General features: G+C 72.0%; 15 protein-coding genes. 12 read left to right on the top strand and 3 right to left on the bottom strand.

All coding sequences use genetic code 11. The features are described 5' to 3' along the window. Positions 1 to 4: 4 nt before the first annotated feature. The 6 genes from PYR72_RS12855 (at position 5) to fxsT (ending at position 10,156) form a co-directional block, all read left to right on the top strand. Positions 5 to 1,009 (top strand): ATP-binding cassette domain-containing protein, encoded by a 1,005-nt coding sequence (locus tag PYR72_RS12855; RefSeq protein ID WP_275455470.1) that lies wholly within the window; start codon positions 5 to 7, stop codon positions 1,007 to 1,009. A gap of 401 nt (positions 1,010 to 1,410) precedes the next feature. Then, entirely contained in the window at positions 1,411 to 1,566 is a 156-nt protein-coding gene (gene fxsA, locus PYR72_RS12850) for an FxSxx-COOH cyclophane-containing RiPP peptide (protein ID WP_063649857.1), read from the top strand. Between the two features lie 33 nt (positions 1,567 to 1,599). Beyond that, entirely contained in the window at positions 1,600 to 4,005 is a 2,406-nt protein-coding gene (locus PYR72_RS12845; RefSeq protein WP_275455469.1) for an FxsB family cyclophane-forming radical SAM/SPASM peptide maturase, read from the top strand. A gap of 238 nt (positions 4,006 to 4,243) precedes the next feature. After that, positions 4,244 to 4,831: a TIR-like protein FxsC gene (locus tag PYR72_RS12840; RefSeq protein ID WP_275455468.1), complete on the top strand. Its 588-nt coding sequence runs from the start codon at positions 4,244 to 4,246 to the stop codon at positions 4,829 to 4,831. Between the two features lie 4 nt (positions 4,832 to 4,835). Continuing rightward, a complete protein-coding gene (fsxC, locus tag PYR72_RS12835) occupies positions 4,836 to 6,170 on the top strand; it encodes an FxsC protein (protein ID WP_275455467.1) in 1,335 nt (444 codons plus the stop codon). Further along, positions 6,167 to 10,156: an FxSxx-COOH system tetratricopeptide repeat protein gene (gene fxsT / locus PYR72_RS12830; RefSeq protein ID WP_275455466.1), complete on the top strand. Its 3,990-nt coding sequence runs from the start codon at positions 6,167 to 6,169 to the stop codon at positions 10,154 to 10,156. The genes fsxC and fxsT overlap by 4 nt, the downstream gene beginning before the upstream one ends. Positions 10,157 to 10,225: 69 nt before the next feature. Here fxsT and PYR72_RS12825 read toward each other — a convergent pair whose 3' ends face one another. Beyond that, entirely contained in the window at positions 10,226 to 11,164 is a 939-nt protein-coding gene (locus PYR72_RS12825; RefSeq protein ID WP_275455465.1) for an alpha/beta hydrolase, read from the bottom strand. Positions 11,165 to 12,259: 1,095 nt separating this feature from the next. Further along, positions 12,260 to 13,996: a serine/threonine-protein kinase gene (locus PYR72_RS12820; protein ID WP_275455464.1), complete on the bottom strand. Its 1,737-nt coding sequence runs from the start codon at positions 13,994 to 13,996 to the stop codon at positions 12,260 to 12,262. A 165-nt stretch (positions 13,997 to 14,161) separates the two neighbouring features. On the opposite strand from PYR72_RS12820, the gene PYR72_RS12815 reads away from it, so the two are divergent. The 6 genes from PYR72_RS12815 (at position 14,162) to PYR72_RS12790 (ending at position 20,569) form a co-directional block, all read left to right on the top strand. After that, positions 14,162 to 14,593, top strand: a complete 432-nt coding sequence (locus PYR72_RS12815) for a PPOX class F420-dependent oxidoreductase (RefSeq protein WP_275455463.1) — start codon at positions 14,162 to 14,164, stop codon at positions 14,591 to 14,593. An 81-nt stretch (positions 14,594 to 14,674) separates the two neighbouring features. Then, complete coding sequence (locus tag PYR72_RS12810; RefSeq protein WP_275455462.1) at positions 14,675 to 16,984, top strand: SpoIIE family protein phosphatase; 2,310 nt, start codon at positions 14,675 to 14,677, stop codon at positions 16,982 to 16,984. Positions 16,985 to 17,072: 88 nt separating this feature from the next. Next, positions 17,073 to 17,741, top strand: a complete 669-nt coding sequence (locus PYR72_RS12805) for an SDR family NAD(P)-dependent oxidoreductase (protein ID WP_275455461.1) — start codon at positions 17,073 to 17,075, stop codon at positions 17,739 to 17,741. Between the two features lie 93 nt (positions 17,742 to 17,834). Then, positions 17,835 to 18,665 carry a VOC family protein gene (locus tag PYR72_RS12800; RefSeq protein ID WP_275455460.1) on the top strand — a complete coding sequence of 277 codons (831 nt, stop codon included), beginning with the start codon at positions 17,835 to 17,837 and terminating at the stop codon, positions 18,663 to 18,665. Between the two features lie 152 nt (positions 18,666 to 18,817). Then, positions 18,818 to 19,729 (top strand): alpha/beta hydrolase, encoded by a 912-nt coding sequence (locus tag PYR72_RS12795; protein ID WP_275455459.1) that lies wholly within the window; start codon positions 18,818 to 18,820, stop codon positions 19,727 to 19,729. A gap of 144 nt (positions 19,730 to 19,873) precedes the next feature. Then, positions 19,874 to 20,569 (top strand): alpha/beta hydrolase, encoded by a 696-nt coding sequence (locus PYR72_RS12790; protein WP_275455458.1) that lies wholly within the window; start codon positions 19,874 to 19,876, stop codon positions 20,567 to 20,569. On the opposite strand, the gene PYR72_RS12785 is transcribed toward PYR72_RS12790, so the two are convergent. After that, the gene (locus PYR72_RS12785) at positions 20,541 to 21,347 is read right to left on the bottom strand and encodes an MBL fold metallo-hydrolase (protein ID WP_275455457.1); all 807 of its coding nucleotides are present in this window, start codon (positions 21,345 to 21,347) and stop codon (positions 20,541 to 20,543) included. The genes PYR72_RS12790 and PYR72_RS12785 overlap by 29 nt on opposite strands.

Here is a 21,347-nt window from a genome sequence, read left to right as displayed (position 1 = left end):
CCCCATGACCGACCCCAACGGATCCCCGGCCGACGGTGCGACCGCGCACGACGCCGTGAAGGACACCGACGCCGTGAAGGACACCGACGCCGCGAAGGGCACCGCCGGCGCGAAGGACACCGCCGGCGGTGCCGCGCGGGAGGCGGCGCCCGCCTCGGACCGCCCGATCGTCGAGCTGCGGGAGGCGGGCAAGTCCTACGGCAACATCCGCGCCCTGCACGGCGTGAACCTCACCGTCCACCCCGGCCGCGTCACCTGTGTCCTGGGCGACAACGGCGCCGGAAAGTCCACCCTCATCAAGATCATCTCCGGGCTGCACCAGCACACCGAGGGCGAGTTCGTCGTCGACGGGGAACCGGTGCGCTTCACCACCCCGCGGGACGCCCTGGACGCCGGTATCGCCACCGTCTACCAGGACCTCGCCACCGTGCCGCTGATGCCGGTCTGGCGCAACTTCTTCCTCGGCTCCGAGATGACCAAGGGCCCCTGGCCCGTGCGCCGTCTCGACATCGAGCGGATGAAGAGGACCGCGGACGAGGAACTGCGCAACATGGGCATCGTCCTGGACGACCTCGACCAGCCCATCGGCACCCTCTCCGGCGGCCAGCGCCAGTGCGTCGCCATCGCCCGCGCCGTCTACTTCGGCGCCCGGGTCCTCATCCTGGACGAGCCCACCGCCGCCCTCGGCGTCAAGCAGTCCGGCGTGGTGCTGAAGTACATCGCCGCCGCCCGCGACCGCGGACTCGGCGTCATCTTCATCACCCACAACCCCCACCACGCCTACATGGTCGGCGACCACTTCAGCGTCCTGCGCCTGGGCACCCTCGAACTGAGCGCCGCCCGCGACCAGGTCAGCCTGGACGAACTCACCAACCACATGGCGGGCGGCACCGAACTCGCCGCCCTCAAGCACGAACTCGCCCAGGTGCGCGGCGTCGACGTCGACGAACTCCCCGAGGCCGAGGAACTCACCGCATCCGCGGCCGCCCCGAAGGACGGGGCCGCGTAACACCCCGGCCGCCGCTCCCCGCGGGCGGTCACGCCGACGCCACGGCCGGGCCGACAGGACGGCCACGCCGACGCCACGGCCGGGCCGACAGGACGGTCACGCCGACGACACGGCCGCGGTCGTCAGGACGGCTCCGCTCATACGGGCGCCCCCCTCGGAGAGGGCGCCCGGGAGAGCCGTCCCGACGACCGCGGCCGTGCGTGCCGGCGGCGGTCCGGGAGGCGAAGTCCCCCGCCGGCCCCCGCGGTTCACCAGGCCCGGACCCACCTCGCGGCGCCGCCGCCGGCGCCGCGGCGATGTCGGCCCGATTCACGACTTGGCTGGCGATCGCCTTGCTGTTCGGTTACCGGGCCGTCACCATGAGGTGTGCCGCCCGGAGCCGTACGCTCGAGGAGACGCCTATGGACAGGTACGAGCAGCCCTTCGCCACGAGCGTCGTCAGGGACTTGCACGACACCTCACTGGACGAGGTACCGGAGTCCGCTCAGGAGTCGGCCATGGCAAGGACGCTCGCAGGTGGCGGAGAGCCGGTGGCCGCCTTCCAGTCCTCGCTCTGACCGGCCCGGCCGGAACGACGGGGAACCGTACCGGTGACGGTGGCGGCGCGGCCCTTCCGCCAGTTCGTGATCAAGGTGCACAGCCGGTGCGATCTGGCCTGTGACCACTGCTACGTCTACCAGCACGCCGACCAGAGCTGGCGTGGGCGTCCGGGGACGATGTCCGAGGAGACGTTCCGTCGTACGGCCGAGCGGATCGCCGAGCACGCCGCCGCCCACCGGCTCCCCCGCGTCCATGTCGTCCTGCACGGCGGCGAACCGCTGCTCGCCGGACGGGAACGCCTGCGCGGCTACGCCCGCGCGCTGCGCTCGGCCCTCGACGGCGTGGCCGCGCTCGACCTGCGGATGCAGACCAACGGACTGCGGCTGGACGAGGCGTTCTGCGCGATGCTCGTCGAGGAGTCCGTCGTCACCAGCGTCTCGCTCGACGGGGACCGGGCGTCCCACGACCGCCACCGGATCAGACGGGACGGCTCCGGCTCCCACCACGACGTGGTGCGCGCGGTGCGCCTGCTGGGCGCACCGGCCCACCGCGCCGCCTTCGGCGGGCTGCTGTGCACGATCGACGTCGAGAACGACCCGGTGGAGGTGTACCGGGCGCTGGCCGAACTCGACCCGCCCGCCGTCGACTTCCTGCTGCCGCACGCCACCTGGGAGTACCCGCCGCCCCGCCCCGGCGGGGAGACCGCCACCGAGTACGCCCACTGGCTGATCGCCGTGCACAAGCAGTGGACCGCCGACGGCATGCCGATGCGGATCCGGATGTTCGAGTCGATCAGCCGGCTGAGCCGCGGTCGCGGCAGCCTCACCGAGGCGCTGGGGCTGGGCAGTTCGGACCTGCTCGTGGTGGAGACCGACGGCGCCCTGGAGCAGGCCGACTGGTTGAAGACGGCCTATCCCGGTGCCCCCGAGACCGGGATGCACATCGACACCCACCGCCTGGAGGAGGCGGCCGCGCACCGCGGCATCCAGGCCCGCCGCGCCGGACTGGACGGCCTCAGCGCGCAGTGCCGCGCCTGTCCGGTCGTGACGGTCTGCGGCGGCGGCCTCTACGGACACCGCCACCGCAGGTCCAACGGCTTCGACAACCCCTCCGTCTACTGCGCGGACCTGCTGAGGATCATCGAGTACGTCCAGAGCGCGGAACGCGACGACGCCGACGTCCGGCACGGCTGGCACGGCCTGTCCTGGGTCCACTTCGACGAACTGGCCGCCGGACACGGCAGCACGGCGGCGGTCCGGTCCCTGGCCGCGGCCCAGAACAGCCAGCGCCGGGCGCTGCTGGCCGCCGCCCGCCGCGCGGACACCCGGGGGCCTGGCGTCCAGGTGCCGGGGAATCCGGTGCCGGGCGGCCCGGCGGACGCGGCACCGGGCTGGGACGCGGTCCTCGCCCTGCCCGCCGCCGCGCTGGACGTGCTGCTCGCCGACCCGTATCTGCGCGTCTGGGCCCTCGCCTGCGGCCAGTCGGTGCGCCGGCGGGCCGAGGGCCACCCGGCCGAGGCCGCCCTGTCGGCCGTCGCGCGCACCGGGGGCCGGCTCACCCTGGCCGTTCCGCTGCGGCACGGCGCCGAGGGCGCGGCGGTCCATCTGCCCGGCATCGGGCGGCTGTTGCTGCGCGACGGCGGCCGCGACCGGCCCTCCCGCACGGTGACGGTGACGGCGGCGGACACCGCCCTCGTCGTCGAAGGACGCACCCTGGGCCGGGAGCGGCCGCCCGACGGCATGATCTGGCAGCCGCTGCGCCACCTGTCCGCGGACGGGCTGGACGTGGCCCTGGACGACCTGGACCCCTCCCGCGACTGCTACGGCTACGCCCCCCGGCCCCGGCTGTCCGAGGCCGAGTTCCGGCGCTGGGAGGCGATGTTCGCGCAGGCATGGGAGCTGATCTCGACCGAGTACGCCGACTACGCGCAGGGCATCGCGGCCGGCCTCACCACGGTGACCCCGCTCGACCCCGCCCCGTCCGGCGACGACGTCAGCGCCACCTCGCGGCACGCCTTCGGCGCCGTCGGCATCGCGCTGCCCCGCTCGGCCGAGGACCTCGCCCTGTTGCTGGTCCATGAGTACCAGCACGTCAAACTGGGCGCGATGCTCGACATGTTCGACCTGATCGACGGCGCCGACCAGCGCCGCTACCGCGTGCTGTGGCGGCCCGACGCCCGGCCCCTGGACGCCGTCGTGCAGGGCGCGTACGCCCATCTCGCCGTCGCCGACGTGTGGCGGATCAGGGTGCGGCGCGGTGCGTCGGGTGTGGACGCCCCCCTGTACGAACGCTCCCGCGCGGAGGCGGACAGGTGGCGTACGGCCGTGCTGGACGCCCTCGACACCGTGGCCGGAACCGGCTCGCTGACCGCCTTGGGCCACCGTTTCGTCCGCGGGCTGAGAGGCGAGGCGGAAACCCTGGGCGGGGTGGCCGAAACGGGTCCGATCGCGGTGTAATGGTCAGTCATATCCCGTTCCTCGCACCCGTGTCCGGTACAACTTGCTCCGGCCCGACCCCTGGCACCGGCGGTGGTTCTCGCGTTCCAATGGATCCCTGGAGGAGATCCAGCTGCGATGTCCGGGCCTGGGAGGGGCCCGCGGTGGGCTTACGGGGGAGGGGAAAGGCGAGTCCATGGTTCAGGCGGTATCTCAGGCGACTCGGTCGGCGGGTTCCTCCGATCCGTACGTGTTCTTCATGAGCTACGCACGGACGCAGTTGGCGGGGGTTCGGGCCAGGAAAGACGCCTCGGACGTGGCGCTGGAACAGTTCCACGTCCAGTTATGCAGCGACATCATGCAGTTGACCGACCACGACGGTCAGGAACTGCCGGGATTCCTGGACAAGAGAATGCATCCCGGAGACGACTGGGAGGGCCGGCTCAAACAGGCCCTGGCCACCTGCCGGGTCTTCGTTCCGATCTACAACAGCCGGTACTTCAGGCGGGAATGGTGCGGAAAGGAATGGGACGCCTTCGCGCGGCGCCAGCAGCTCCGCACCCGGCCCTACACGGGCAACGCGATCATCCCCGTCCTGTGGGTGGGAGAGCAGCATCTGACGCTGCCGACCGTCGCGGCCAAGGTGCAGTACGCCCACACCGATCTGGGTAAGGATTACCTGCAGTCCGGTCTCTACGGACTGAAGCAGGCGGGCCGCCACGCCAAGTACCGCAGCTCCGTATGGGCGCTCGCCCAGATGATCGTCAGAGTGGCTCAGCAGACCAGCCTGGAACCGTGCGACGTGGAGCTCTTCAGTGACCTCCGGAACGTCTTCGAGGGGGAATAGCGGGATGCCGATGTTCTTCATGAGCTATGCGCGGGTTCCTGCTCCGCGGCACCGCGACATCTCCCAGGACCCCAACCGGCTGGTCTTCCGGTTCTTCGACGAACTGTGCGGGAAGGTGGCCCGCCACGCGAGAGTCTCGCGGGAGGAGGCCGGTTTCGTCGAGCGGCCCGGGGCACCGGGAGACAGGACGATCAAGGCCCTCCTCGGCTGCCAGGTCTTCGTTCCCCTGTACTCGCAGCGCTACTTCAGCAGTCCGCAGTGCGGACGCCAGTGGACCGCCGTCACCCAGGGGACGAGGCAGGGCATCGTCCCGGTGTTGTGGACGCGCTACTCGCCCACCTCCCTTCCTGCGACGATCAAGGAGAAGCAGCGCTACCCCGAGGTGCCGGAGGGCTTCGGCGAGGCCGCCGAGAACTACGCCTCCATGGGACTGCACCGGCTGCTCGACCAGGTGCTCGACCTGACCGAACGGCCCGACCCGGACGACGAGCACATGGCGGCGCAGTTCTCCGCCCAGGTCTCCCAGCTGACCGACTGGCTCGCCCGGCGGATCGTCGACGAGGCGGCCGCCGTGCCCCGCCAGCCCCCCGCGCACTCCGGCGGCGGACGGACGGCCGAACCGACGACCCTGGCCGGGCTGGACGACGCCTTCGCCGATCCGCCCTTCGCCTCCCCGCTGCACATCACCGTCCTCGCCCCGACCGAGGAACAGTTACCGGTCGGCCGGGACAACACACGCTACGGGCCCCGTGTCGACGACTGGCGGCCCTACGGGCAGGCGGTGGGACCGCTGGTCGAGCAGATGGAGGCGCTGGCCCGCAACCTCGGCTTCGAGCCCACCGTGCATCCCTTCCACAAGCACCAGGCGGAGCTGAGGAGCACGGAGATCCCTACGGCCCCCTGGATCCTGGTGGTGGATCCCTGGGCCCTGGAGGATCCTCAAATGGCGGCCCAGGCAAGGGAGTTCGACCGGGCCCGCCGACCCTGGACGGGGGTGCTGAGTACTCTGGCGGGGGACGACCTGCAGACCAAGGAGCAGTCCGACCGGCTGCGCGGTCTGCTGCTCTCCCACTTCCCCCGCTTCCTCAGCGAGGGGCGGACGGGGGAGCAGGAGGCGGTACGCGGCCTGACCGGCGCGGATGTCTTCACCCGCTGGTTCAGCGAGCTGGCCGAGGCGACCAAGATCCGCTATCTACGGTACATTCATTCGCAATTGTCCCGGAGCGCCGTTGACGCCCGGGATGTTCCGGAATCCGGTGCGGACCTGCCCCGACGGCCCGACGCCGGCAGGGACGACGGGGCACCGAGCGACGGACGTCGCGTGGAGGGCAGGCCATGACCGGCGACGACGCGGGCAGGATCATCACGTTCTACTCGTACAAGGGCGGTACGGGACGGACGATGGCGCTCGCCAACACGGCCTGGATCCTCGCCTCCGCGGGCAAGGCGGTGCTGGTCGTCGACTGGGACCTCGACGCTCCGGGCCTGGACCGCTTCCTGCACCCCTTCCTCAGCGAGAACCAGCTGCGCTCCACGCCCGGCGTCCTCGAACTGGTCAGCCGCTCCACCCAGTCCATGCTCCAGTCCTCCGCCGTCGCGGAACAGAAGCGCCCGGGCGAACTGGATTCCGAATCGTCGATCTCGGTCGACATGTGGGCGGCCGACGGCATCCCCCTCAACAGCTGTCTGATCCAGGTCGACTGGGACTTCCCCGAGGGCGGCCAGCTCTACTACCTCCCGGCCGGGACGAAGAACAAGGGCTATCTGTCGGCGTTCTCGCAGTTCGACTGGAAGCCCTTCATGGACGGACCGCTGGCCACCAGGTTCCTGGAGGCGCTCAAGCGGGAGTTCGTCGGCAACTTCGACTACGTCCTCATCGACAGCCGCACCGGGCTCAACGACATCTCCGACATCTGCACCGTCAACCTGCCCCACACGCTGGTCACCTGCTTCACCCCCAGCAGCCAGAGCATCGAGGGCGCGGCCGGCGTCGCCGAGCGCATCGACGGCATGTACGGCAACCGGGACATCCGCATCCTGCCGGTCCCCATGCGCGTCGAGAACGCCGAGGCCGACCGGCTGGACGCCGCCCGCGGGCAGATCCAGTACCGCTTCGACCGCGTCGTGCGCAAGCACATCCCGCACCAGGACCCGGAGGTGTACTGGGGGAGCGTGGAGATCCCCTACCGGCCCATCTACTCCTACGAGGAGACGCTCGCCCCCTTCCGTGAACAGCCCGGGGACCCCAAGAGCCTGCTCGCCGCCTACGAGAGACTCACCGAGGTCATCACCGACGGCCAGGTCACCTCGATGCCCCGCATCGACGAGCCGCTGCGCCGCAAGACCCTGGAGCGGTACACCCGCCACCGTCCGCCACGCATCTCCGACGTCTACGTCAGCTTCGTTCCCCAGGACCGGAGTTGGGCCCACTGGGCGGGCGCGGTCCTGGAGCAGGCCGGCTTCAAGGTGCACCTCGCCCAGGAGGGCACGGTCGAGAGCGCCCAGCGCAGGGACGAGATCGAACGCGGCGTCGAGTCGGCCTCGCACACCCTGGTCATCTTCTCCGAGGCGTATCTGAGATCGTCCCGCTTCCGCACCACCTGGGAGGCGGTCTACGCCGAGGGCGACCGGCGCTCCCACCAGCTGGTCTCGATGCAGGTCGACCGCAAGCTGTCGCTGGACGCGCCCTTCACGGAACAGCTCGCCGACATGACCCGCTGCGACACCGGGGAGGCCGGCCGCGAGGCGCTGCTGAGCAGCTTCGGCCGGTCGGCGGAGGCACTGACCCGCAACGGCTTCACGGGCGCCGAGCAGAAGCTGCCCCGGTTCCCCGGGGCGGAACCGCCGATCTTCTCGGTCCCGCTGCGGACCTCGTCCTTCACCGGCCGCACCGAACTGCTGGAGGGCATCCGGGCGAAGCTGTGGCGGGAGGACACCAGAGCCCTGGTCCTCAAGGGCATGGGCGGCGTGGGCAAGACCCTGCTGGCCCAGGAGTTCGCCTACCGCTACCGGAGCGACTACGACGTCATCTGGCACATCCAGGCCGAGCAGCGCATCCTGGCCGTCGAGCGGTACGCGGGCATGGCCGAGCCGCTGGGACTGCCCGAGCGCACCAACCCCACGGACACCGCCAAGACGGTGTACGAAGCGCTCAACCACGGTGAGCCGTACGGGAGTTGGCTGCTCATCCTGGACAACGTGACCGAGGCCGACCACCTCCCCGAGTTCATGATGGACGGCCGCGGCGGCCACATCCTGATCACCAGCCAGCGCTCCGAGGGCTGGGGCCGGTTCGTGGACACCGTCGACGTCCCCGTGTTCGAACGCGACGAGAGCATCGCCCACCTGCACAGCCGCCTGCCCGACTGCGGCTGGCCGGAGGCCGACCAGATCGCCGAGGCCCTGGGCGACCTGCCGATCGCCATCGAGCGAGCCGCCGCCTACATCGAGCAGACCCGGGTCGACGTCCGCGGCTACATCAAGCAGCTCCAGCCCCAGGCCACCGGAGCCCCCGCCGACAACACGGTCGGCGAGGTCGTCAAGTCCAGCACCAACACCTGGGAGTTCGCGCTCGGACAGCTCAAGGAGAACTTCCCGCCGGCGGTGAAGCTCCTGCAGATCTGTTCCTACTACAGCCCCGAGCCCATCTCCATGGACCTGCTGGAGGGCGTGGAGGTCTCCCGCGCCCTGGGCGGGGCCCGTACGGTCTCCCGCGCCTACAAGGAACTGAGCCGGTTCTCCCTGGTCACGGTCGACCGCAAGGCCCGGAGCCTGACGGTGCACCGCATGATGCAGATCGCCATGCGGGAGGAGATGACCGAGGCGGAGCGCGAGGACGCCCGCGAGGTGGTCTACCGCTCGCTGATCGCCGCCCGGCCCAACGGGGACGACCCCGAGAACCCCAACACCTGGGAGAAGTACCGCATCATCTGGCCGCACCTCGGCACACCCTGGGCCGAGACGTCGTACGACGAGGGCATCAGGGAACTCTTCGTCGACCGCGTCCGCCAGCTGCGCCGCCGGGGCGAACTGACCCAGGCCATGGACTACAGCGTGCGCCGGGTGGACGCCTGGACCGCACTGGGCCCGCCGGACGAACGCTGGACGCTCCACATGCGCTTCCAGATCGCCAACATCCTGCGCGCCCAGGGCAGATACGAGGAGTCGCTCTCCCTGGACCAGGAGATCCTGGAGCGGCAGCTCGCCGTGCTGGACGACGAGGACGACCAGCACATCCTCATGACCACCAGCAGCATCGCCGCCGACCTGCGCGGTCTGGGCCGCCTGACGGAGGCCCTGCGGTACGACGAGGAGACGTACCAGAGATACGAGCTGATCTACGGCGAGGACCACGCGCGCACCCTCAGCGCGGCCAACAACCTCGCGGTCGCGCTGCGGCTGTCCGGCGACTACTACAAGGCGCGCGAACTGGACCGCAGGACACTGGAACTGCGGGAGGCGATCCAGCTCCACGACCATCCGCTGACCATCGAATCGGCCGTCAACCTCGGCCGGGACCTGCGTGACTGCGGGGACTACGAGGAGTCCGTCACCCTGCTGAAGCGCGCCTACGAACGCTGTCTGCGCAATCCGCGCCTCACCCAGGGCTCGCCGACCGTGCTCAACACGGCCAAGGGCCTGGCCGGTTCACTGCGCCGCGCGGGCCAGCCGGTGGAGGCCGAGGAACTCGTCCGCCATGTGCTGAGGAGCACCCCCGAGGGCGAGAAGGGATCGTCCTCGGAACGCTCGCTGCTGGAGATGAGCCTGGCGGGCGACATGGCCGCCCAGGGCCGCGTCGAGGAGGCACTGACCCTCATCCGCAGGGTCCTGGAGGACCTGCGCAACAACCTGGGGGACGGCCACTCCCAGACGGTCGCCTGCTCGGTCAACTACGCCGTCCTGCTCCTCGACGACATGGCCACCATCCGCCCCGAAGCGGCGGAGAGAGCCTATGAGTTGCTGCTCTGGGCACAGGCGACGTTCTGCGAACTCAACGGCGACCACCATCCCTATGTGCTCATCTGCCGCGCCAACCTCGCCGTCGCGGAGGCCGCGCTCGGCAAGTGGGACGAGGCCAGGAAGACCAGCCACGACGCCTACGAGCTGCTCAAGGAGGTGCTCGGCCCCACGCACCCGTCGACGCTGACCTGCGCAGGGAACCTGGCCGTCGTGCTGAGCCACCTGGGCCGGGCCGACGCGGCCCGCACCAAGCACCATGACACCCTGGCCGCGCTCAGCAAGCGCATCGGCCGGGAACACCCCCGTGTGGTGGGCCTGCAGGAGTGGAAGCTCAGCTGCCTCGACCTGGAGCCGCACCCGATCTGAGCGACGCCCGGACGCGCGGCGGCTGCCGGCCATCGGTGGCGGCCGCGCACCGGGCGGGGCTGTGCCGGGTCAGCCCCCCGCCTTGTCCCGGGCCCAGGCGAGCACCTGGGGAAGGGCCGGCAGCGCCGCGAAGTGGGCGGCGGACGGCTGCAGTACGGCCTTGGCCGAGGGGATCCGCTTGGCCAGCCAGTGGAAATGGGCGACCGGGGCGAACACGTCGCGCTCGCCGTGCCAGAGCATCACCGGCACGGAACCGTCGATCTCCTTGAGTTCGAACCCCCAGTGCGTCCGGAACGCGACCAGGTCGTCCACCCAGCCCATCGGCGCGCGCGGATCGACCGACTCCTCCGCGCCCTGTTCCGCCCCGCCCACCGCCGACAGATAGTTCCGCAGGAGGTGCTGGCGGATACCGGCGTCCTCGACGATCACCCGGTCCACGTTCGGCATCTCCTCGCGCAGCGAGGCCAGGAACAGGGTCGGATCGCGGCGGATGGTCTCGGCGTTACGGGCCAGCAGCGCGCCCAGTTCGGTCACGTCGGGGGCGTGGCGGTCGAGCAGTTCGTAGGTCGACACATTGGACTCGGACATCTCCTTGTGCCAGTCGAGTCCGTCGCCGTCGGCATCGGGCGGGGCGAGCGAGACCAGCGCCGCGACGCTCGCCACCTGGCTGCCGATGTTCCGGGCCGCGCAGGCCAGGGCATGTGGTGCGCCTCCCGACCTGCCCACCACGGAGTACTTCTTCAGGTCCAGGTCCTCGGCGATGACGCTGACGTCCACGGCCGCGTCGACCACCGTACGTCTGCGATGGCGGTCGGAGTCGCCGTACCCCGGCCGGTCGTAGGCGATGAGGCGTACGCCCAGCTTGTGGAGGTCGAAGGTGCGCAGCCGGGGCCCGAGCCGGCTTCCGGGAGTTCCGTGCAGCAGAAACACCGGGTGTGCCTTCGGATCGCCCCAGGTCTCGTAGGCGATCGTCCGTTCGCCGGACGGCGTCTTCACTGTCTTGAGCACCCGATGCCCTCCCGTGCCGGCGGCTGTGGAGTGAAGCGCGGGACCTCCCAGCATTACGCATGGGAGGTCCCGCTCCTAGTAGCTGCTCAGCCGTTCTGGCTTCATGTGGCAAGAATTGGGTAAACGTGGGCCACTCGGCTGTTCACGCCCCAAGGTAGTGCACCAGGACACGAGTCGCCGGGTGAGGAGGGAATTCATGGTGGCCGAGTGAGTCATGGGATATGCCGCCTCATCGCGCTTCCGACGTCCGTTCCGCACCTTCGTGATGCCCGGCACCTGGGTGAACACACATCCACCCGTACGGAGCAGGACGGACGCTGACGTTCCGGGAAGTGGCGCGGGTCACGCCCCCGGCGCCGGTTCGGGGCGGTGGACTCGCGGCCGATACAGGTCGTCGGGCGTCTGGTGGTGCAGTACGCGGTGGCGGCACTCGCACCGTCGAGCGCACCACCGCCTCCCACCATGACGGGGACCGCACCGCCACCGAGCTGCGGTGCCTCGGCGGCGGTGCGGTCGCCCTGTCTGCTGACCGGCGCCCACGCCATCCCTATCGCGTACCGTGAACCATCCCGGAGATCGTCGAGCGCATCCGGAGCAGGGGTTGCGATGAGACGTAACGGATCAGCTGTCCGCCAGATTGCAAGCCCTGACGGCGTGTGCCCCGCTGACCTCGAGGTCCCTGAGCAGTTGCACGCACATCCCGAAATCGCTGGGGCCGCCTCCAACGATCGCGGTCGCCGCGAGGGATGATGCCGAGGCTCCTGCGAACAGTCTTTTCGCTTTGGTCACGAACTCACGCCTTCCGACAGGTGGAGACTCTGTTCTCTCGGCTCTCGTGGTGGCGAGAGCTGCCGTTGAGGCTACCCTCGGGTAGATCAACTGGGCGTACCAGAGGGCGAGTTGACTTGCCGCTGTCTCTGCGTTCCGTGTTGTACGACCGGTCGCCGGGATTGATGCCGGACGGGAAGGATGTCGGGACGCACAGGGAGACGTATCGTCCGCCGACAGCCTTCACCGGCCGGTCGGATGCTGCCTGCCCGTTCTGGAGCGGGCTGGAGGAACGGGCCGCCGTTTCGTGCGGCCAGGGGCTCCACGCTAGGAGCGGGCAGACACAGTGAAGCCGTCCCTGACCTTGTCGAAGGTGGGGCGGTAGGTGTCCCAGTCGACGTCAGGGGCCGAGAGATAGATGTCGTACTCGCGTCCGCCCTCTCGGCCGTAGCCGAGGTCGATGGCGCGGAAGGTGCGGGCCCGTCCCTGGAAGGTGAACTCCCACACCGCGGCAGGCTGCCCACGGAAGGTGGTCTTCTGCATACGCAGCTTCCGGTAGGAGGTGGGGTAGTTGACCTTCGTGTTCGCTTCAATGTCCTTGAAGTGGGCCAGGGGGTGCGAGCCGGCGGGGTCCACGAAGCCGATGGCGAGGCGGACCAGCCCTGTCTCGTCGGTGTAGACGACTTCCCCCGACGTCCGCTTCTTGGCCTTCCAGCCGTCAGGAACGGGGAAGGAGACGCCGAGCCCCTTCTCCGTGACCAGTCGGAAGCCCTTGGGCACCGGCGAGGGGGAGTACGAAGGGGTGGCGGAGGACTTCTCGCTGTTCGGGGCGGTGTCTCCACTTGGGTTCGATCGCGCGTAGAGAGTGGCTCCGACGACCGTGGCCGCCACGGTCACGGCGACAGCGATGGTCACCGGCAGGCGACTGAGGCGCCGCGCCCGGCCGCCTTGACCGTGGTCCCGCCCCTCTCGACGGAAGGTGCCGTCGCCGTTGGGCTCCGGGCCGACCGGTGCGGCTCCCACCCCAGTTCCCTGGCTGGACGAACGACCACCTTCGCCGCCGGTTGCCAGGCCGGATGCCCGGTGAGTCTGCCGGACGGCACTGGCGGTGACTTCCTCGACGACTCCCCGATCCGCCCGCCCACCGGACATGTCCCCACCGGGATGCCTGGGCGACGCGGTCGTCGTCTCTCTGGACACCACCGCCCGCAGGGCCCGTTCCGTCTGCTCGACGGTGGGGCGGTCCGCGGGGTCCTTGGCGAGGAGGGCCTCGACGAGGGGTGCCAGGGTGCCGCCCTGCTTCAGGGGCTCCAGCGGGTCCACGGCGATGGCGTACGCGGCCTCCATGGCGGTGAGGCGGCGGAACGGCGGGCGGCCCTCGACGGCCTGGTAGAGGGTCGCGCCCAGGGCCCACAGATCGGACGCGGGGCCGGGCTTCCGGCCCCGGATCCGCTCCGGGGCCATGTAGTGGATGGAGCCGACCATCTCGCCGGTCTTGGTCAGGGTGGAGGCGTCCGCGGTCATCGCGATGCCGAAGTCGGTGAGGACGACCCGCCCTTCGGCGGCGAGCAGGACGTTGCCGGGCTTGACGTCCCGGTGCAGCACGCCGGCGGCGTGCGCGGCGCGCAGCGCGGCGACCATGCCCAGACCGATACGGGCCGCCTCCTCCGGCGGCAGGGTCCGGCCGTCCGTGAGGAGGTCGGCGAGCGTGGGCGCCGGGACGTACTCCATGACGATGCAGGGCGGGCCGTCCCCGGTGCCGCCCTCGAAGGCCCCCTGCACACCGTCCTTCTGACCGTCCGCGTGGTCGTCCACGACGTCGTGGACGACGATCACGTTCGGGTGCGCGATCCGGGCCGCGCTCCGGGCCTCGCGGCGCGTGCGCTCGTACAGGGTGACCAGGTCGTCGGGGGAGAGATGGGGCTGGACGTGCAGCCGCTTCACGGCGACCTGACGGCCCAGGACCTCGTCCCCGGCCCGCCACACCGTGCCCATGCCGCCGCGGCCTATCTGCTCCGTGAGCCGGTAACGCCCGGCGACGAGCCGCCCTACGTCCGACACCACGTGCCCTCCGCCAGCCCCGCATACGTTCGATTCGCCTCGTCAGCCTATCCGGCCCCCGGCAAGGACCCGACAGGAGGAGCGGGTTCCGGGCGCACGGGGGCGGCGGTGCCCCGCACGGCGTGGCGCTGCCGCCCGGGAACCGCGGTGGGCGCCGATGATGGTCGTATGACCGCCAATTCGTTCGATCCGCATGCCCTGCTGGCGAAGAGCCGGCTCGGTGTCCTCGCCACCCTCAAGGCCGACGGCCGCCCCCAGCTGTCGCCCGTCATGCCCTCCTACGACCAGGAGGCCGGGGTCATCCGCATCTCCACCACCGAGGCGACCGCCAAGACCGCGAACCTGCGCCGGGACCCGCGCGCCGCACTGGAGGTGACCAGTGCCGACGGCAGGTCCTGGGCCACGGCCGAGGGCACGGTCCACCTCGTCGGACCCGGCACCGACCCGGAGGGCCCGGAGGTCCGGGCCCTGGTCGACTACTACCGCGCCGCCGCCGGGGAGCACCCGGACTGGGACGAGTACCGCGCGGTGATGGTCTCCGAGCGCCGGGTCCTCGTCGTCCTGTCGGTCGACCACGTGTACGGGGCCGCGCTCGGCTGACGGCGCTCGCGGGCCGGGGCGCGGGTCGGCCACGGGGCCAGCGGTGGGGCGTGGACGACGGTTCGGCGTACCGTCGTGACTGTGGACCTCACGGCAGACGGTCTCGTGTCCCGAGTGGCGCGTGAGCTCGTCCCCAGGGCGGACGAACTGACCGCCGAGGTGGAGTGGTGCCTGCGCCGGGAACTGCCCGCACTGTGGGAGCACCCCGACGCCATGGCGTCGCAGAACGTCGCCGAACACGTCACGGCGGTGCTGTCCGCCCTGCAGTACGGCGTCGACCCGGGCGGTATCGAGGTACCGGACAGCGAGCTGGAGCGCGTCCGCCGCTTCGCCCGGCACGGCGTCCCCGTCAGCGCCGTGCTGCGGGCGTTCCGGCTGGGCCAGGCCATCCTGCTGGACCATCTGCTGGAGGAGATGGTCCGGCGCACCGACGACGCGGCCCTGATCGGCGAGGCCACCCGCGGCCTGATCGCCACGGCGACCGGGTACGTGGACCGCACCTCCGAGCAGGGCGTCGTCGCGTACGAGGAGGAACGGGACCGGCGCCTGCGGTGGCGGCTGTCGATGGTGAACGAGGCGAGCATGCGCATCGGCACCACCCTGGACATCGCCCGCACCGCCCAGGAGCTGGCCGACTTCGCCACCGAGCACTTCGCCGACCTCGTCACCGTCGACCTCCTCCATTCCGCGCTCGACGCCCATGACACCCCGGCGGACGCCCCGCCCGCGTCCCCTGCGCTGCACCGCCTGGCCCGTCGGTCGGCCGCCCACCCCGGCACCGGGCCCGCCCGTGGGCACCCCCACACCTTCCCGCCCGGCTCACCGCCGGCCCGCGCCCTGAGCACGGGCCGGCCGACCCGGCACCGGCTCGGCGTCGACGGCCGGGGACCGCACGAGAGCGCGGGGCCCGCGGACGCCGGGCCCGCGGACGCCGGGCCCGCGGACGGCGGGTGCGCGGGGGAGGGCGGGCCGGACGACGGCCCGGCGGCCGCGGACCGCGCGCCGCCGGCACATGCCCGGCCGGTGCACTCCACGCTGGTGGTGCCGCTGCGCGCCCGGGGCGCCACGCTCGGTGTCGCGCAGTTCTGCCGGGACCACAACCCCGACGCGTTCGACGACGAGGACCTGCTGCTGGCCCAGGAGATCGCCGCCCGCGCGGCGGTCGCCGTGGACAACGCCCGCCGCTACACCCACGCCCGTGCCACCGCCCTCACCCTGCAGCGCAGCCTGCTCCCGCGCCGTACCCCGCCGCAGTCCGCCGTCGACGTCGCCTTCCGCTACCTGCCGGCCGACTCCCGCGGCGGGGTGGGGGGCGACTGGTACGACGTCATCCCGCTCTCCGGGGCCAGGGTCGCCCTCGTCGTGGGGGACGTCGTGGGCCACGGCATCCACGCAGCCGCCACGATGGGCCGCCTCAGGACCGCCGTACGCACCCTCGCCGACATCGACCTGCCGCCCGACGAGCTCCTCACACACCTGGACGACGTGGTGATCCGCCTGGCCGCGGAGGTGGCAGAGGTGGCGGACGAAGACGGAGGCGCCGCAGGGGCCGGGGACGGGACCGGAACGGCCGAGGGCGTCGGCGGAGGCGGGGACATCGGCGCCACCTGCCTCTACGCCGTGTACGACCCCGTCTCGCGCCGCTGCACCCTCGCCCGCGCCGGGCACGTGCTGCCCGCCGTGGTGCGGGCGGACGGCGGCGTCGACATCCTGGACCTGCCCCCGGGCCCGCCCCTCGGCCTGGGCGGGCTGCCCTTCGAGACGGCGGAGATCGACCTGCCCGAGGGCAGTCTGCTCGCGCTCTACACCGACGGACTGATCGAGGCACGGGACCACGACATCGGCGCGGGCCTGGACCGGCTGCGTGCCGCCCTCGCCCGGCCCGCGCCCTCCCTGGAGGCCACCTGCGACGCCCTCCTCGACGCCCTGCTGCCCGCCCGGCCGCCCGACGACGTGGCCCTGCTCCTGGCCCGGACCCGGACCCTCGGCGCGGGCCAGGTCGCCACCTGGGACCTGGCGGACGAACCCGCCGCCGTGGCGAAGGCCAGGTCCCACGTCACCCGGCAGCTCGGCGCCTGGGGTCTCGCGGAGGCGGAGTTCACCGCCGAGCTGGTGGCCAGCGAACTCGTCACCAACGCCATCCGCTACGGCAGGCCCCCGATCCGGCTGCGTCTCATCCACGACCGCACCCTCCTGTGCGAGGTCTCCGACTCCGGGGGCACCACCCCGCACCTGCGCCGCGCCCGCGCCTTCGACGAGGGCGGCCGGGGCCTGCTCCTGGTCGCCCAGCTCGCCGACCGCTGGGGCACCCGCCGGGCCCGCCGGGGCAAGACGGTCTGGGCGGAGCTGAACACCGCCGCCGCCCCGTTCCCGGCCCTGGCCGTCCTCTAGCCCGCCGGCCCGCGGGGCTCGTGCACGATGGGGACCGTCGAGCGCGCCATCGGGGCTCCGCTCCTCGGCAAGGAAGGCCGGAAAAGCCATGAGCACCATCGCCGTCATCGGAGCCGGGCCGGGTCTCGGCGCGGCCGTCGCCCGTCGCTTCGGCCGGGAGGGGTTCGCCGTGGCGCTCGTCGCCCGCGACGCCGAGCGGACGAGGGCACTCGCCGCGGACCTGGCCGGCCAGGGCGTCACGGCCCGGGGTTTCGCCGCGGACGTGCGCGACCCGGACGCCCTGACCGCCGCGCTCGACGCGGCGCACACGGCCCTCGGGCCGATCGAGGTCCTGCAGTACAGCCCGCTCCCGCACCCGGACTTCATGCGGCCGGTGCTGGAGACGAGCCCCGCCGACCTGGTCGGCCCGATCGAGTTCTCCCTCTACGGCCCGGTCGCCGCGGTCCGGCACGTGCTGCCCGGCATGCGCGGCCTCGGCCGCGGCACCGTCCTCCTCGTCAACGGCGGCACGTCCGTGGTCCCGCACCCCGACCGGGCCGGCACGTCCGTCGCGTTCGCCGCGGAGAGCGCGTACGGCCATCTGCTGCACGACGCCCTGGCGGGGGAGGGCATCCATGTCGCCCAGCTGGTCGTGCCGGGCGCGATCGTCGCCGGGCACCCCAGGAAGGACCCTGCCGTCCTCGCCGACACCCTGTGGGGCCTGCACCGAGACCGGCACGGCTTCCGCCACTTCGCCGACGACCTGGACGCCTCGTAGGGGCTTCGCACCGCGCCCCGCCGCCGACGCGCGGTCGTGCGGGGCGGGTGTCAGGCTGAGATCACCGGATCCGCGAACGCGAAGGGGCATCCCGTGATCACCACCGACCTCATGCCCGGCTCCCCCTGCTGGCTCGACCTCGGCGTTCCCGACGTACCGGCCGCCGCGGCCTTCTACCGATCCGTGCTCGGCTGGGAGTACGAGCCCATGGGCGGCGGCGAGGCGGACGAGGGCATGGAAGGCGAAGGGGGCATGTTCCGCAAGGACGGCAAGGTCGTCGCCGGGCTCGGCCGACTCACCGAGCAGGGCGCCCGCCCGGCCTGGATGATCTACTACACCGTCACCGACGCGGACGCCACGACCCAGGCCGTGGAGCGGGCGGGCGGCACGGTGCGGGTGGCGCCGAGGGACCTCGGCGAATGGGGGCGGATGGCGCAGTTCAGCGACCCCCTCGGCGGCCAGTTCGCCGTCTGGCAGCCGGGCACCAACGCCGGTTTCGAGCTGGCCGACGAGGCGGGCTCCCTGTGCTGGACCGAGCTGTACACGACCGACGCCGCGGCCGCGAAGGAGTTCTACGGCGGCGTGCTCGACTGGCAGTTCGGCGACATGCCCCTGCCGGGCGGCTCGGGCACGTACCACCTCGTCAGGCCCGCCGGGCTCCCGGAGGAGCGGATGCACGGCGGCGTGATGCAACTCCGCCCGGAGGACCTCGGGCTGACGGGCGGACGGCCCTACTGGCACCCCGTCTTCGCCGTCACGGACTGCGACGCCGCCGTCGCGGCCGTCACCGGACACGGCGGCACTCTGCAGATGGGGCCCGCGGACATGGAGGGCGTCGGCCGGCTCGCCGTCTGTCAGGACCCCTCCGGCGCGGACTTCGTGCTCCTCGCCCCCGACCCCGGCCCCACCCCCGCGGAGAGCTGACGCCCGCTCCCCGCGCCGCCCCTCCGCCTCCGCGTTCGTCCCGCCCCGCCCTTCGCCGCCCCTCGACCATTGCGCGAAACAGAATCAGCGGCCATCATCCCATCAACAGGAATCCTGTTAATTCAACGTTGTAGGGATGGGCGGGGCCGATCATGCCGTTCAGTGCCAGAATCCAGGCCAGAGGGATCCAGCTGCTGCTCAGCGGCGTCATGACCCGGGTCCACAAGGACCTGCGCTTCACCGACGTCCCGAAGCGGACGGAATCCCTCCGGGTGGAGACCGGCGCCGGACCGGTCGACTGCACCGTCTACCGCCCGCCGGCCGACACCGCCGGCCCGGCCCCCGTGTACGTCAACTTCCACGGCGGCGGCTTCGTCGTGGCCCGCCCCGAGCAGGACGACCACATCTGCCGCTTCATAGCCGCCACGGCCGGGTGCGTGGTCGTCAACGTGGACTACGCCGTCGCGCCCCGGCGGACCTTCCCCACCGCCGTCACCCAGGCGTACGACGTCACCGCGTGGGTCGCCGAGAACGGCCCGGCGCACGGCTGGGACGGCTCCCGGCTCGCCGTGGGCGGACACAGCGCGGGAGCCAACCTGACCGCCGGGATCTGCCGTACGGCCCGCGACCGGGGCACCTTCACCCCGCGCCTGCAGATCATCGACTCCGCACCGCTGGACCAGGTCGCCGACCCGGCCACCAAGCGGTCCCGCATCGCCAAGCCGCTGCTCAGCCCCCAGCTCATGCGGATCTTCACCGCCGCGTACGTCCCCGACCCGGCCGACCGCGCCGACCCCCTGGTCTCGCCCGGACTCGCCGACGACCTCGCCGGACTGCCGCCCGCCCTGGTCATCACCGCCGAGAACGACCGGCTGCGCGACGAGGGCGACGCCTACGCGAGGGCCCTCGCGGACGCGGGCGTCCCGGTCACCCACCGCCTGTTCGAGGGCGTCGACCACTACTTCACCCACACCGGTCCGGTGCCGGCGGGCAAGGAGGCCATAGCCCTGATGGCCGACGCCCTGCGCACCGCCCTCGGCACCACGGTCCCCGACGCCGCCTGACCGCGTCCGCCCGCGGTCACCGCACTGTGTCGACGGCCCAACAAGGCTCGGTCGGCGGCCCGACAGGGCTTGTCCGTAAAGCTTTTGAGCATCGCAAGCCGCCGATGGCGCTAGCCTGGGGCGACGACGGACGAAAGGGTTGACGTGCTGCTCCACACCCGCCAATGGGGCACAGGCGACCGGACGGCCCTGCTCGTGCACGGCATCATGTCCGACTCCCGTACCTGGCGGCGGGTGGCCCCGGCGCTCGTGGAACGCGGCTACCGGGTGATCGCCGTCGACCTGCGCGGCCACGGCACCTCGCCGCGCGGTGAGTACAGCCCGGAACTCTTCGCCGACGACCTCGTCGACACGCTGCCCCGGCAGGCGGACCTGGCCCTCGGCCACTCCCTGGGCGGGCTCACCCTGTCCCTCGCCGTGGAGCGGCTGCGGCCCCTGCGCGCGGTCTACTCGGACCCGGCCTGGTCGTCGGCCGACCCCGCCCGGCACATCGGCCCCGAGATCTTCGCCTCCTTCAAGCACGCCACCCGCGGGCAGACCGTCGCGCTCAACCCGCGCTGGGACGCCGAGGACGTCGACATCGAGATGGCCACGCTGGCCGCCTGGGACGCGGCCTCCGCGCACTTCCTCGGCGGCCGCCCGCTCACCGGCTTCGTCCCCGAGCGCCCCGCCGTGCCCTCCCTGGTCCAACTCGCCGACCCCAGCTTCCTGGTCGGGGCCGAGGACACCGACCGGCTCCGGGCGGCCGGCTTCGAGGTCCGTACCGTCGCCGGCGCGGGACACACCATCCACCGCGACGACTTCGACGGCTTCATGAAGTCCCTGGACGGCTGGATCTGACGTCGCGCGCCCTCTCCAGCAGCACGGGGTCGTGCGCGTTCACGACGAACACCCCGGGGTCGTCGCGCCCGTGCAGCTCGGCCAGCCGGGCGTGGTTGTCGCGGACCCGCCCCCGGTCGTCCGCCAGCAGACCCTCCACCGTGCGGAGGGTGCGCGGCGCCGGGCGACCGTCGAGCGTGGCCCGGTGGAAGAAGGCGTCACCGGCGTGCAGGATCCAGCGGGACCCGGTGTCCACCGCGACGCAGGCGTGCCCCCTGGTGTGCCCCGGCAGGGAGATCAGGACGATCCCCGGGGCGACGGCGTCGAGTTCCCGGGCGGCGGCGAAGCCGCGCCACGCCTCGCCGTCCGGGGTGTGCTCGACGATCTTCGGGCCGTGGGCCCACTGGACCGGCCGGTACCGGGACCGCTCCCGCCGGGACGGGGAGACCATGGACCCCAGTACCTCGGCGGCGGTCGTGTGCACCTGCGCGTCGGGGAAGTCGGCCAGCCCTCCGATGTGGTCGAGGTCGAAGTGGGTGACGACGACGTGCCGGACGTCGTCACGCCGGAACCCGAGCGCCTCGACCTGACGCGCGGCCGTCTCCTCGGCCCGCAGCACGGGCCTGAGCAGCCGCCGGTCCCGCCCCAGACGTCCCCGGGGATCGGCGACGTCGCGCAGCCCGAACCCGGAGTCCACCAGCACCAGCCCGCCCGGCGCCTCGACGAGCAGGACGTGGCAGACCAGCGCGCCGGTGAGCGGCGGGACCATGGTCCCGCAGTTGAGGTGATGGACCTTCAC

Source organism: Streptomyces sp. VNUA24 (assembly GCF_029167005.1).
GTDB lineage: Bacteria > Actinomycetota > Actinomycetes > Streptomycetales > Streptomycetaceae > Streptomyces > Streptomyces scabiei.
Note: the sequence above shows the minus strand (reverse complement) of the source record. Positions and strands in the feature narration are given on the sequence as shown.